This is a genomic window from Lactococcus sp. KTH0-1S (genome assembly GCF_052544945.1).
On record NZ_CP195165.1, the window covers coordinates 962549 to 975839 of the forward strand.

At 36.0% G+C, this 13291-nt stretch carries 14 protein-coding genes; all 14 read left to right on the top strand.

What is annotated here, in order from left to right; all coding sequences use genetic code 11:
• Positions 1–92: 92 nt before the first annotated feature.
• The 14 genes from ACRYLU_RS04755 to rnr all read left to right on the top strand — a co-directional run bounded on the left by ACRYLU_RS04755 (position 93) and on the right by rnr (position 13291).
• Complete coding sequence (locus ACRYLU_RS04755) at positions 93–1328, top strand: phosphopentomutase (RefSeq protein ID WP_038601361.1); 1236 nt, start codon at positions 93–95, stop codon at positions 1326–1328.
• A gap of 59 nt (positions 1329–1387) precedes the next feature.
• Entirely contained in the window at positions 1388–1657 is a 270-nt protein-coding gene (locus tag ACRYLU_RS04760) for a zinc ribbon domain-containing protein (protein WP_058205349.1), read from the top strand.
• Positions 1658–1727: 70 nt separating this feature from the next.
• Complete coding sequence (gene deoD / locus ACRYLU_RS04765) at positions 1728–2432, top strand: purine-nucleoside phosphorylase (RefSeq protein ID WP_038601359.1); 705 nt, start codon at positions 1728–1730, stop codon at positions 2430–2432.
• Positions 2433–2570: 138 nt separating this feature from the next.
• A complete protein-coding gene (locus ACRYLU_RS04770; protein WP_038601358.1) occupies positions 2571–3017 on the top strand; it encodes an ASCH domain-containing protein in 447 nt (148 codons plus the stop codon).
• An 83-nt stretch (positions 3018–3100) separates the two neighbouring features.
• Complete coding sequence (locus ACRYLU_RS04775) at positions 3101–3427, top strand: heavy metal-binding domain-containing protein (protein ID WP_010905638.1); 327 nt, start codon at positions 3101–3103, stop codon at positions 3425–3427.
• A 154-nt stretch (positions 3428–3581) separates the two neighbouring features.
• Positions 3582–5249 carry a formate--tetrahydrofolate ligase gene (locus ACRYLU_RS04780; RefSeq protein WP_445081311.1) on the top strand — a complete coding sequence of 556 codons (1668 nt, stop codon included), beginning with the start codon at positions 3582–3584 and terminating at the stop codon, positions 5247–5249.
• 126 nt (positions 5250–5375) lie between these two features.
• Entirely contained in the window at positions 5376–5951 is a 576-nt protein-coding gene (locus ACRYLU_RS04785; protein ID WP_047206359.1) for a C40 family peptidase, read from the top strand.
• Between the two features lie 137 nt (positions 5952–6088).
• Positions 6089–6934 (top strand): amino acid ABC transporter substrate-binding protein, encoded by an 846-nt coding sequence (locus tag ACRYLU_RS04790; protein ID WP_015426227.1) that lies wholly within the window; start codon positions 6089–6091, stop codon positions 6932–6934.
• A gap of 262 nt (positions 6935–7196) precedes the next feature.
• Positions 7197–8084 (top strand): amino acid ABC transporter permease, encoded by an 888-nt coding sequence (locus ACRYLU_RS04795; RefSeq protein WP_004255026.1) that lies wholly within the window; start codon positions 7197–7199, stop codon positions 8082–8084.
• 11 nt (positions 8085–8095) lie between these two features.
• Positions 8096–8848, top strand: coding sequence for an amino acid ABC transporter ATP-binding protein (locus tag ACRYLU_RS04800; protein WP_104142235.1), 753 nt, complete (start codon positions 8096–8098; stop codon positions 8846–8848).
• A gap of 1 nt (position 8849) precedes the next feature.
• Positions 8850–9077, top strand: a complete 228-nt coding sequence (locus ACRYLU_RS04805; RefSeq protein WP_038601354.1) for a DUF4059 family protein — start codon at positions 8850–8852, stop codon at positions 9075–9077.
• A 193-nt stretch (positions 9078–9270) separates the two neighbouring features.
• Positions 9271–10197, top strand: a complete 927-nt coding sequence (trxB, locus tag ACRYLU_RS04810) for a thioredoxin-disulfide reductase (RefSeq protein WP_010905642.1) — start codon at positions 9271–9273, stop codon at positions 10195–10197.
• A gap of 142 nt (positions 10198–10339) precedes the next feature.
• Positions 10340–10588 carry a preprotein translocase subunit SecG gene (gene secG, locus ACRYLU_RS04815; protein ID WP_011675893.1) on the top strand — a complete coding sequence of 83 codons (249 nt, stop codon included), beginning with the start codon at positions 10340–10342 and terminating at the stop codon, positions 10586–10588.
• Between the two features lie 249 nt (positions 10589–10837).
• On the top strand, positions 10838–13291 hold the full coding sequence (gene rnr / locus ACRYLU_RS04820) for a ribonuclease R (RefSeq protein WP_445081312.1): 2454 nt from the start codon (positions 10838–10840) through the stop codon (positions 13289–13291).

Below are 13291 nucleotides of genomic sequence, written 5' to 3' on the forward strand. Positions count from 1 at the left end.
TAACAGCTTTGACTGCCCTTTTTGGAAGAGTTTATGTATAATAGAATTAGTTAGTTTTGCTATTGATATAGCAGCAGAAATGGAGAGATATAATGCCTAAAAAATTTGGTCGTATTCATCTTGTTGTAATGGACTCTGTCGGAATTGGTGCTGCACCAGATGCTGACAAATTCTTTAATCATGACGTTGAAACGCATGAAGCAATTAATGATGTGAACTCAGACACGATTGGTCATATTTCAGAAATTCGCGGGCTTGATGTGCCTAACCTTCAAAAATTGGGTTGGGGGAATATCCCGCGCGAAAGTCCGCTCAAAACGGTTCCAAAAGCTGATAAACCAGCAGCATATGTCACTAAACTAGAAGAAATTTCAAAAGGTAAGGATACAATGACTGGGCACTGGGAAATTATGGGCTTGAATATTCAAACGCCATTCCCAACTTATCCAGAAGGTTATCCAGAGGATTTACTTGAAAAAATTGAAGAATTTTCTGGTCGTAAAATCATTCGTGAAGCAAATAAACCTTATTCTGGAACAGCAGTCATTGAAGATTTTGGTCCTCGTCAATTGGAAACTGGTGAGTTGATTATTTACACTTCAGCAGACCCTGTTTTGCAAATTGCGGCACATGAAGATGTCATTTCTCGTGAAGAACTTTATAAAATTTGTGAATATGTTCGTTCAATTACCCTTGAAGGGTCTGGAATCATGATTGGTCGAATCATCGCTCGTCCTTATGTTGGAGAAGCTGGAAACTTTGAACGGACTGATGGACGTCGTGACTATGCTTTGTCACCATTTGCTGAAACAGTTTTGGAAAAACTTTATAAGGCTGGAATTGATACTTATTCAGTTGGGAAGATTTCAGATATTTTCAACACAGTAGGTGTAAAATATGATATGGGGCATAATCATAACGATATGGACGGGGTTGACCGTCTGCTTAAAGCAATGACAAAAGCTGAGTTTACTGAAGGATTTTCTTTCACAAACTTAGTTGACTTCGATGCTAAATATGGACATCGTCGCGATGTTGAAGGTTACGGAAAAGCAATTGAAGACTTTGACGGTCGTTTGCCAGAAATTATTGATGCAATGAAAGAAGATGATCTATTGATGATTACTGCTGACCACGGAAATGACCCTTCATACGTAGGAACTGACCATACTCGTGAATATATTCCACTCGTGATTTTCTCTAAATCATTGAAAGACCCTAAAGTTTTACCAGTGGGACATTTTGCTGATATTTCAGCAACTGTTGCCGAAAATTTCTCTGTTAAGAAGGCTCAAACTGGTGAATCATTCTTGCATGCTTTGGTTTAATAGGAAAAAATTTCTGTCAGTAAATTTTACTGACAGAGTTTAGAAAGAAAGATTTATTTATGGCTAAGAAAGCATTGTGTCAGTCGTGTGGAATGCCAATTGCTGATGATTCTTATAAGGGAACTGAAGTAAATGGAGAATTTTCAACAGACTATTGTATCTATTGTTATATGCAAGGACGATTTGTCCAACCCGAACTTACTTTTGATGAAATGGTCGAAATTGGGCGAAAAGGTTTAGATAATAATTCAATGCCCAAAATGCAAAAATGGCTTTTCAAAATGCTTTATCCAATGCAACTCAAAGGTTTGAAACGCTGGAAAAATTAAGTTCTTAACTTACTGATGGAAATTCTGTCAGTAAATTTGATAATTATATTAAAAGAAAAGGAAATTAAAAATGCCAACACCACATATCGAAGCTCAAAAAGGCGAAATCGCAGATAAAATTCTCTTACCAGGAGATCCACTTCGCGCAAAATTTATCGCAGAAAACTTCCTTGAAGATGCTGTGCAATTTAACCAAGTTCGCGGAATGCTTGGCTTTACTGGAACTTACAAGGGCCATCGTGTTTCTGTTATGGGAACAGGAATGGGAATTCCTTCAATCTCAATCTATGCTAATGAATTAATTACAGAATACGGTGTAAAAAGATTAATTCGTGTTGGGACTGCAGGTTCTGTAAATGAGGAGGTTCATATTCGTGACCTTGTCATTGGGCAAGCAGCTGCGACAACTTCAGCGATTATTCGTAATGATTTCCCTGATTTTGATTTCCCTCAAATTGCTGATTTTGATTTGCTTGATAAAGCCTATCATATTGCAAAAGACCTTGGAATTACAACTCACGTTGGAAATATTCTCAGCTCTGATTTGTTCTACGGTGGTCCAGATGCAGTTAAAGTTGGAAAACTTGGGGTGAAGGCTGTTGAAATGGAAGCTGCTGGCCTTTATTATCTTGGGGCAAAATATAAAGTTCAAACTTTGGGAATTATGACAATTTCTGACCATATTTTGACTGGAGAATCAACAACTTCTGAAGAGCGTCAATTGACTTTCACAGATATGATGAAAGTTGGATTGGAAACTTTGATTTCTGAATAAGTAGTTAAAGTTCTGTCTTAATGACAGGACTTTTTTATTTATTATCAATAAAAATGCATTTAATCATCTGCGCTTAAAAATTTTTGATATGATGGAATAAATAGGAAATTAAGTTTTCCTTCAAACAAAGGAGAAAAGATGACTTACGAAGATTTTATCAAAGAAGCAGGATTGGCAAGAGAAAATTTTAGGTGGGCTTGGGCATTTTGCAACGAGGTTGATGGTCCAATAACTGAGCCAGAATTGGCTGACAAACTTTTAGATTTAGTATTGGAGGGGAAAAAAAGGGCGACGGCTAGCGCTGTAGCTGAGTATGGTGAAGATGAACCATTTCCTTCAGTTGATGGAAAATTTGATATTTTACTAGATGGAAAAGGTCAACCAAGAGCTGCTATTACAACTTCTAAAGTTTATGTGCGAAATTTTTTTGATGTCAGCGCTGAGCATGCTTTTAAAGAAGGAGAAGGGGATCAAAGTTTAGACTACTGGCGGAAAGTGCATCAAGACTTTTGGAGTGACCTAAAAGTATATAGTCCTAATATGGAAGTGCTTTGTGAAGAATTTGAAGTTCTTTACCAAAACTAAAAGTAGTAAATAAAAAGTATTGACTATTTTTTAAGTCATGCTATAATTATTTTAAAATTATGTTTTATGAAAAGAGGGTTAAAATGGAAGAAATACTTATTGTGACTACAAATGAAGTGGCTGGTTATCGAATTACTGAAGTATATGGTGAAGTTTTCGGATTAACAACGCGTTCAAGAAATTTATTTTCAAGTGCTGGTCAACAAATGAAAACTGTTGTGGGTGGCGAAATAAATGGTTATACAAAACTTCAACACGAAACCCGTGAAACTTCGATTGATCGTATGAGAGAGGAAGCTAAAGCCAAAGGAGCTAATGCAATTGTTGCGATGCGTTTTGATTCATCGACTTTCCAAAATATTGATTCTGTCGCTGCTTATGGAACAGCTGTTAAAATTGAAAAAATTTAAAGACTGGCGAGAGCTAGTTTTTTATTTCCGAACAATTTTTAGCTAAGCCTGCCAAAATAAATACTATTAAAGGAAAATTGCTTCATTTTTTGTTAGAATAATATTAAAATTAGTATAATTAAACTCAAATATGAGAAGCCTTTAGAGGAGAATTATGAAAACGGATATTGAAATTGCTCAAGCTGCTGAGATTCAACCTATTACCAAAATTGCTGAAAAGATTGGACTATCATTTGATGATATCGAACTTTATGGTAAATACAAAGCTAAAATTCCTTTAGAGGTTTTAGATAAATTTGATAAAAAGTCTGAAGGAAAACTTGTTTTGGTGACATCAATTAATCCCACACCTGCTGGTGAAGGAAAATCGACAGTTACTGTTGGTTTGGCTGATGCATTTGCAAGACAAGGTGAAAATGTAATGGTGGCCTTACGTGAACCTTCTTTAGGGCCTGTTATGGGAATTAAAGGAGGAGCTGCTGGTGGTGGTTTTGCACAGGTATTGCCAATGGAAGATATTAATCTTCATTTTACAGGGGATATTCACGCGATTACAACTGCCAATAATGCTATTTCGGCATTTCTTGACAATTCGCTTCATCAAGGAAATCCGTTAAATATTGACCCAAGAAGAATCATTTGGAAACGTGTTGTTGATTTGAATGACCGTGCCCTTCGTCATGTCACTGTTGGACTTGGTGGCCCTTTAAATGGTGTGCCACGTGAAGATGGTTTTGATATTACAGTAGCCAGTGAAATTATGGCGGTTCTTTGTCTGGCAACTTCAATCAGTGATTTGAAAGAACGTTTAGGAAAAATTGTTCTGGCTCAGTCTTATGACCGTAAACCTGTAACTCTTGGTGATTTAGGGGTTCAAGGGGCTATTGCGATGCTCTTGAAAGATGCACTGAAACCAAACCTTGTTCAGACAATTGAGGGAACGCCAGCTTTGATTCACGGTGGGCCTTTTGCCAATATTGCACATGGTTGTAATTCTGTTTTGGCAACAAAAACGGCCTTAAAACTATCGGATATTGTCATTACAGAAGCTGGGTTTGGAGCTGACCTTGGTGGTGAGAAATTTTTGGATATCAAAACTCGTCAGCTCGGAAAACAACCTGATGCGGTAGTAATTGTGGCTACACTTCGTGCACTTAAAATGCATGGTGGCCTTGATAAAAAAGAATTGACTAAGGAAAACGTAGAGGCCGTTAAAAAGGGCTTTGCTAATTTAGAACATCATATTAAAAATATGCAAAGTTACGGTTTGCCAGTGATTGTGGCAATTAATGAGTTTGCATCAGATACTAAATCTGAAATTTCAGTATTAAAAGAGCTGACAGAAGCATTGGGAGTTCCAGTTTCATTGACCCAAGTCTTTGCTAAGGGGGGTGAAGGTGGTTTAGATTTGGCCGAAAAACTGTCAGGAATGTTACAAGAAAAATCTGATTTTAGCTATCTTTATGACCTAAAAGAGCCATTATCAGCTAAAATTGACAAAGTTGTGACAGAAATTTATGGCGGTTCCAAAGTCAATTATTCACCAAAAGCTAAGCGTCAGATGAGAGAAATTGAAGAAAATGGTTGGAATGATTTGCCAGTATGCATGGCTAAAACTCAATATTCATTTTCAGACCAACCAAATCTTTTAGCGGCGCCAGAAGGCTTTGAAGTTACAGTTCGTGAGCTACTTCCAAAAATTGGAGCTGGATTTATCGTTGCTCTTTTGGGGGACGTGATGACAATGCCAGGGCTTCCTAAAAATCCAGCAGCTTTAAAAATGGATGTCACTGATGATGGAAAAATCTCAGGATTATTTTAGAAATGAGTTTAAGTGGTTTTGTTACGTAAAGATTAAATGTAAATTTTTTCGGTAACAAATTTACAAAAAATTAAAAGCTTGTAAAACCGCTTGTCAGGCGGTTTTTTTGTGTTATACTTGCTAACAATGTTGAAAAAAATAATTATTTCTGCAGCACTTCTAACAAGTTTTAGTGCTGCCCTGATTGCGAATCCTGCAAAAGCAGATTCAGTATTTGATGATAATAAGGCACAAAGTTCACTGACAGATTTGTCAGCAGCAACAAATTCACTTGATGTTTTAACAAAAACAATGAATGATACTGTCAGTGCCGTTTCAAAAGTAGAAAAAACACAAAGTGCGGCTAAAGAAGTTCAGACAAGAGCTGACAAACTTGTCAGTACAGCCAAAAAATATTTAGGTGTTCCCTATGTTTGGGGTGGAACTACACCAGCTGGCTTTGATTGTTCAGGATTCACAAGTTACGTCTATAGAGAAGTTTTAGGTAAAGAAATTGGTCGTACAACTTGGGACCAAATTGCAAGTGGAAAACAAGTCGGGCTTGACCAAGCTAAAGTTGGAGATTTGATTATCTTTTATGGTGGAGACCATGTAGGGATTTATCTTGGAAATGGCCAAGTGATTCATGCACCACAACCTGGTGAGTCAGTTAAAATCAGTTCAGTTACTGATATGTCGGCTGATTTTGCATTAGAGTATTAAATATAATAGAAGGAAATAGCATTTATTGCTATTTTTTTGTTATTCTTATAGCTAAATCTGGCTATAAGTTTTTTTTATGGCAAAGGTCTTAAGTTCGTGTTAAGATAGGTCTATCAAATTTTTAAAGGGGAACTTTTATGAGAACATCACTAAAGGTCACATTTGCCGCTCTTTCACTTATCGCTGCTGGAACTTTGGTTGCATGCTCATCAGGTTCAAAAGATTCATCAGATAAAGCCACATCTGTTGTGATTGCGACAGATGGGGCAACAAAGCCATTTACATATTCAGATAGTCAAGGAAATTTAACGGGTTACGATATTGAGGTTGCTCGTGCGGTTTTCAAGAAATTGCCACAATATAAAGTGAAATTTCAAGTGACAGATTTTTCTGGGATTGCACCAGGGATTGATTCTGGTCGATACCAAATGGGAGCCAATGATTTTGGCTGGGAAAAAAGTAGAGCTGAAAAATATTATTTCTCATCACCACTTTCAAAATCAAACAATGCAGTTCTCGTGAAATCTGGGACTTATAAAACTTTGGCAGATTTGGCTGGGAAATCGACAATTGGTAATCCAGCATCAAATTATACAAAGTCAATTCAAGATTGGAACAAAGCCAATCCAGATAAAGAAATTAAAATTAGCTACTCAGCAGATTCTACTTCAATTAACACAAGATTCACGCAAGTAGAATCAGGAAAAATTGATTTCATGCTTTATGATAAGATTTCTTTAGAGTCTGCAGTTAAAGAACAAGGTTTTGACAATCTAAAAATTGAAGATATCAGTATGGATACTGGTGATGCTGAACATGACGGTTATGAATATTTCCTCTTTGGCAAAGATTCGCAAGGTAAAAAACTTCAAAAAGATGTGAATGGAGTTTTGGCAAAAATGCAGGCTGATGGTAGTTTGGCGAAAATTTCTAAGAAGTATCTTGGTGGGGATTTCGTGCCAAAAGCAGAAATGTTTAAGTAAATTTTACTGACAAGAAATTTTACCTAAAATCGAAGAAGTTGTCAGTAAAATATTTGTCTCTTGTCAAATCAAAATTTACTGATAGTTCAGTTCGTAAAAAATAGAAGAAAAAAAGACCAAAATTTTGTATAATAGTAGAAGTGATGGTCAGGTAAAAAATCGAACTTATAAGTAAAAATATTAAATGATAAGTTCAATAAATCCGAATAAACTCTGTCACTTTTTTACTGACAGAGTTTTCCCTATTAGAAAAATAAAAAATATGAAAAAAAATAAAAAAATAATTCTTGGGATTGTCTTGCTTTTGGCTTTAATTATCTTGCCAGCTCTTCCCTTTCTCTTAATCAAAGGCCAGTATAATTTTCATGATTTTTGGACCATGTTTTTCACAAAGATTTTTAGTTGGTCAGCATTTGTTGATGCCTTTTTACCAATTATAAAAATGATTCCGTCGTCTCTTGAAATGACAATTATTGCCATGGTCTTTGGTTTACTTTTAGGACTCATTCTTGCTTTGGTTCGTATTAATAAAATTCCGATTTTGAATCAATTGCGTGCATTGTTTGTTAGTTTCATTCGTGGGACCCCTATTTTGGTGCAATTATACCTTTCATATACAGGGATTCCGTTGATTTTAAAAGCAATCAATATGAATTATGGAACGAATTTTAATGTCAATACAATTCCAGCTATGCTTTTTGTCATTGTTGCTTTTGCACTCAACGAAGGGGCTTATAACTCGGAAACAATTCGTGCTGCAATTCAATCCGTTGATAAAGGACAAATCGAAGCAGCCAAATCACTCGGAATGACAAACTTCCAAGTTTTTATGCGTGTGACTTTACCTGAAGCAGCAACCGTTGCAACGGCACCATTAGGAAACGCTCTAATTGGACTTTTGAAATCAACTTCACTTGCCTTCGTTGCAGGTGTGGTAGAAATGACAGCTCGTGCTCAAATTATTGGGGGCTCAACCTTCCGTTTATTTGAAACTTATTTAGCCTTAGCTTTAGTTTACTGGCCAATTTGTATTATTTTTGAACTCTTAATTCGTGGATTAGAGCGTAAATTAGACGTAAGAATGCCAAATGACAAACGTAAAAATCGTGCACAAATTTCATTGAGCAAAAATCCATTTAACCAAGCCTAAGGAGGACGATAATGATTAAAATTACAAATATAAGTAAAACATTTTCGGGTAATCAAGTTCTCAATGACATTAGCTTGGGAATTGAAGAAGGAGATGTTGTTGCCCTTATTGGCGCTTCTGGTGCTGGGAAATCAACCTTTCTCCGCGCTTTAAATGATCTTGAAAGACCAGATAGTGGTCAAATTGAAATTGATGACTTAAAGATTGATTATTCGACAATCACAAAGCAAGAAGTACTTGAGCTTCGCAGAAAGACTGGAATGGTTTTTCAACAATTTAATCTTTTTGAACGTCGTACTGCCCTTGAAAATGTAATGGAAGGGTTGATTCAGGTTAAAAAATTATCTAAGGCGCAAGCAAAAGAGATTGCCGAAGCTGAATTAGATAAGGTTGGTCTAACTGACCGGAAAGATTACTATCCAAAATTTTTATCAGGTGGTCAAAAACAAAGGGTTGGAATCGCTCGTGCTTTAGCGATGCAACCAAAACTTTTACTTTTAGATGAACCGACATCTGCCCTTGACCCTGAACTAGTTGGTGAAGTTCAAGAAGTAATTTTAAATGCAGCTCAAAATAAGCAAACAATGGTTCTTGTCAGTCATGAAATGGACTTTGTTTATAATGTAGCAACAAAAGTGCTTTTTCTTGAACAAGGGAAAATCATTGAAGCGGGAACTCCTCAAGAAGTTTTCTACTCACCAAAAAATCCTCGTACACGAGAGTTTTTATCACGTCATGTCAAGAATTTAGAGGTTAATAACTAAAATGATGATTTTACAGTTTTATTTAAAAGGTCTATTAATTTCAGCTATCTTTGTTTTATTGGTAGGTGGATTATATGCTTTCACTTACCTTGTGCGAAATACGAAAAAACCGTGGACTGAAAGAAGAAACCGAATTTTTGATTTAATTTTAGTTGGTATTTTAACGACGCCTATCCTGAGTTTTGCTGTTTTAGGAGTACTTGTAATACTAAAAATTCGTGGACTTTGATTTTTATTTATGCTTTAAATAAATCGAATTAATGGAAAAATATCGTTTGACAATGTAAAATGGTGCTATAAGATTTTAGATATTAGAAAAAAGAGTTTTTAGAACTAATAAAAAGGGCTCAAGTTTGCTGAAAAAGCTAGCTTGAGTTTATGAATTTAAGGGGAGTTCTTTAGCTCTTAGAAAAGGGATTAAAATGACAGAAAAGAAATATGATGTTGTCATCATTGGTTCAGGTCCTGCGGGAATGACTGCAGCGATGTATACTGCACGTTCTGAAATGAAAACTTTGCTTTTAGAACGTGGTGTTCCTGGTGGTCAAATGAATAACACAGCTGAGATTGAAAATTATCCTGGCTATGAAACAATCATGGGTCCTGAACTTTCAATGAAAATGGCTGAACCTTTGGAAGGTTTAGGGGTAGAAAATGCTTATGGTTTTGTGACGGCTATTGAAGACCATGGGGATTACAAAAAAATTATCACAGAAGATGATGAGTTTGTCACTAAATCAATTATTATTGCGACAGGAGCTAATCACCGTAAGCTTGAAATTCCCGGTGAGGAAGAATATGGAGCTCGCGGAGTTTCCTACTGTGCCGTTTGTGATGGTGCTTTCTTTAGAAACCAAGAAATTTTAGTTATTGGTGGTGGGGACTCTGCTGTTGAAGAAGCTCTCTACTTGACTCGTTTTGGTCAATCCGTAACAATTATGCATCGTCGTGATAAATTGCGTGCACAAGAAATTATCCAACAAAGAGCTTTCAAAGAAGAAAAAATCAACTTTATTTGGGATTCTGTTCCTATGGAAATTAAAGGGGATGACAAAAAAGTTCAATCGGTTGTTTATAAAAACGTTAAAACGGGTGAAGTAACTGAAAAAGCTTTTGGTGGAATCTTCATTTATGTGGGACTTGACCCAGTTGCTGAATTTGCTGGTAATCTTGGAATTACTGATGAAGCCGGTTGGATTATTACTGATGACCATATGAGAACAAGTCTACCTGGTATTTTTGCCGTAGGTGATGTTCGTCAAAAAGATTTCCGTCAAATCACTACAGCTATTGGTGATGGAGCGCAAGCAGCTCAAGAAGCTTATAAATTTGTAGCTGAACTTGATTAAAATAAAAAAATTACTGACAAAATCGTCAGTAATTTTTTATTAAAGGATTCGGAATGACTTTTAATCGAAAATATGGTAAACTGTAAGTAACGCAATTTTGAAAAAGGAGATTAGGTTTATCGCCTAAGTAATTTATAAGACTATGGAAAAAGTAATTTATGACATTTTGCTTGTTGCAATGCTTGTAGTTTCAGCATTTATTATTATAGCGATTTTCATGCAACCTTCAAAACAAGATGGAGCAGCAGATGCTTTTTCAGGTGGAACAGGTGAATTGTTTGAACGTCGTAAAGCGCGCGGTTTTGAGGCAGTGATGCAGCGTTTTACAGCAATCATGATTGGCTTATGGCTAGTTATTGGATTTGCTCTTGTTGTTTTATCAACACGTTAAAATTGCGGGCTGAAAACAGTCCGTATTTTATTTTCTTATAAATGTTTTTCTAATTGTGTCAAATGTTTAGTTGTCCAAATTGTCAGTGGTAGAATTGATTCTATCAGTCGAAAATGTCTGATAAAATGATTAATACCACTGATAATCTCTTAAAATATTAGCTAAAAAATCAAGTTAATATTTGAAACAAAAAAAGAAAGGGGCTTTTTGTCCAATTTTTGTGGTCAAAAAGTTCATTGAGAGAATATAATGAGTATTAGAGAAGTAATCATGGACTATCTTGAGAATAGTTCAAAAAAAGCACTGTCAGTAGAAGAATTGTCAGTTGCGTTACATATGAATAAGGCTAAAGATTACAAGGTATTTGTCAAAACTTTAGCTTCACTAGAAGCCGAACATTTGCTTAATTTTACTGCAAAAGGTAAAGTTGAGCTAGCCGAAAAAGAAGAGGCAAAAGTTGTCATCAGCGGAATTTTCCGGGCCAATGCAGCTGGCTTTGGTTTTGTCAGTATAGATGCTGAAGAACCAGACGTTTTTGTCGCAAGAGGTCAAACTGCTTTCGCCCTTGATGGTGACGAAGTTTTTATTGAAATTGATAAAAATGCCAATGCGCTCAAAGGAACTTCTGCTGAAGGGCATGTTGTCGAAATCATTCGCCATGACGTCCATCAGGTTGTTGGAACTTTTGTAGGTTTGAATGATGATGAAAAAGAGCAAACAGGACTGATTGGTTTTGTTAAATCTCGGAATAAAAAAATTCCTTATCGTGTTTATTTAGGAAATGAAGGATTAATTCCTGAAAATAAAGCGATTGTTCGTGTTGAAATCACTCATTATCCAGATAAGGAATTTCCACAGACAATGCAAGGATTAGTCACTGAAATTATTGGTCAAGCAGATGACCAAGGAATTGATGTTTTGGAAGTTTTGGCTTCAATGGATATTGTTTCTGAATTTCCAAAAGAAGTTTTAGACCAAGCTGAAGCTGTTCCAGAAGAAGTTCCAGAAAATGAAATTGTGGGACGAGTCGATTATCGTAATGAAATCACTTTTACAATTGATGGAGCAGACGCAAAAGACCTTGATGATGCTGTGCATGCTAAACGTTTGGAAAATGGAAACTATGAATTAGGAGTACATATTGCGGACGTTTCACACTACGTCACTGAAAATTCTCCATTAGATAAAGAAGCTTACGAACGTGGAACATCTGTTTATGTGACGGATCGTGTAGTTCCAATGCTGCCCGAACGTCTCTCTAATGGAATTTGTTCATTGAATCCTCGAATCAATCGTTTAACACAGTCTTGTGTCATGGAAATTAGTCCTGAAGGTCGAGTGATCAACTATCAAATTTCTCAATCAATTATTAAAACGACAGAAAGAATGACTTATGATGCCGTTAATCAAATGATTGCAGGAGATGAAGTAGCACTTGAAAAATATGCTAAAATTGCAGATTCTGTAAAAATAATGGTTGAACTTCACCATATTTTAGAAGCCATGCGTAAAAGACGCGGGGCCATTGATTTTGATACAGTAGAAGCGAAAATCATTGTCAATGAAAAAGGACTGCCAATTGAAATTAGAAAACGAACACGTGGCATTGCTGAGCGAATGATTGAATCATTCATGCTTGAAGCGAATGAAACAGTTGCGACACATTTTGAAGCGCATGGCCTGCCTTTTATCTATCGGATTCACGAACAACCAAAAGCTGATAGATTGCAACGTTTTATTGATTTTGCAGCAACTTTTGGAATGCAGATTGAAGGAACTTCAAATGGTATTGATCAGAAGGTTTTACAAGCTTTCATGAAAAAAATTAAAGGTCAGCCTGGCGAAATGGTCTTGTCAACTATGTTGTTACGGAGTATGCAACAAGCGCGTTATTCAGAAAACAATGAGGGTCACTTTGGTTTAGCTGCGGAAAATTATACGCACTTTACTTCACCAATTCGTCGTTATCCCGATTTGTTGGTTCATCGATTGATTCGTGAAATTGGTGAGGGGAAAACACCAGCTAATATTTTACAAAAATGGGAAGATAAAATTCCTGAAATTGCAGAACATTCTAGTCATCGTGAACGCCGGGCGGTTGATGCTGAACGTGAAGTTGAAAAAATGAAAAAAGCCGAATTCATGGAAGAACATGTGGGTGAAGAGTTTGAAGGGATTATTGCTTCAGTTACTCGTTTTGGAATGTTTATTGAACTTGAAAATACGATTGAAGGTTTAGTTCATATTTCAACCCTTAAAGGTGATTATTTTAATTATCAAGAACGAATGTTGGCGCTTATTGGCGAACGAAGTGGACTTACCTTTAAAATTGGTCAGCCTATTAAAATAAAAGTTGTCAAAGCTGATAGAATGACTGGGGAGATTGATTTTGAATATCTACCTTCAGAATTAGATTTGATTGATAAAGCAGCAAAAGCGAAGAAAAAACCTGAACATAAAGGTCGCAAAAAATCAAATCAATCTCTTAAGGTTAAATCAGTAGCGCCAAAATCTACTGACAAATCTGCTAATAAATCAAAAAATGGCAGAAGAGCTGACGAGAAATCTGAATTTGATAAAAAGAAAAAGAAATCTGCCAAGAAACCATTTTACAGTAAAGCTGCTAAGGGCAAATTTACTGACAAAAAAGATAATGGCAAAAAATTTACTGACGGAAGAAAAAAGCCACATAAAAGAGGCTAA

Coding starts and splice junctions, on each gene's coding strand:
- ACRYLU_RS04755 (WP_038601361.1), top strand. CDS start 93: ATGCCTAAAAAATTTGGTCGTATTCATCTTGTTGTAATGGACTCTGTC.
- ACRYLU_RS04760 (WP_058205349.1), top strand. CDS start 1,388: ATGGCTAAGAAAGCATTGTGTCAGTCGTGTGGAATGCCAATTGCTGAT.
- deoD (WP_038601359.1), top strand. CDS start 1,728: ATGCCAACACCACATATCGAAGCTCAAAAAGGCGAAATCGCAGATAAA.
- ACRYLU_RS04770 (WP_038601358.1), top strand. CDS start 2,571: ATGACTTACGAAGATTTTATCAAAGAAGCAGGATTGGCAAGAGAAAAT.
- ACRYLU_RS04775 (WP_010905638.1), top strand. CDS start 3,101: ATGGAAGAAATACTTATTGTGACTACAAATGAAGTGGCTGGTTATCGA.
- ACRYLU_RS04780 (WP_445081311.1), top strand. CDS start 3,582: ATGAAAACGGATATTGAAATTGCTCAAGCTGCTGAGATTCAACCTATT.
- ACRYLU_RS04785 (WP_047206359.1), top strand. CDS start 5,376: ATGTTGAAAAAAATAATTATTTCTGCAGCACTTCTAACAAGTTTTAGT.
- ACRYLU_RS04790 (WP_015426227.1), top strand. CDS start 6,089: ATGAGAACATCACTAAAGGTCACATTTGCCGCTCTTTCACTTATCGCT.
- ACRYLU_RS04795 (WP_004255026.1), top strand. CDS start 7,197: ATGAAAAAAAATAAAAAAATAATTCTTGGGATTGTCTTGCTTTTGGCT.
- ACRYLU_RS04800 (WP_104142235.1), top strand. CDS start 8,096: ATGATTAAAATTACAAATATAAGTAAAACATTTTCGGGTAATCAAGTT.
- ACRYLU_RS04805 (WP_038601354.1), top strand. CDS start 8,850: ATGATGATTTTACAGTTTTATTTAAAAGGTCTATTAATTTCAGCTATC.
- trxB (WP_010905642.1), top strand. CDS start 9,271: ATGACAGAAAAGAAATATGATGTTGTCATCATTGGTTCAGGTCCTGCG.
- secG (WP_011675893.1), top strand. CDS start 10,340: ATGGAAAAAGTAATTTATGACATTTTGCTTGTTGCAATGCTTGTAGTT.
- rnr (WP_445081312.1), top strand. CDS start 10,838: ATGAGTATTAGAGAAGTAATCATGGACTATCTTGAGAATAGTTCAAAA.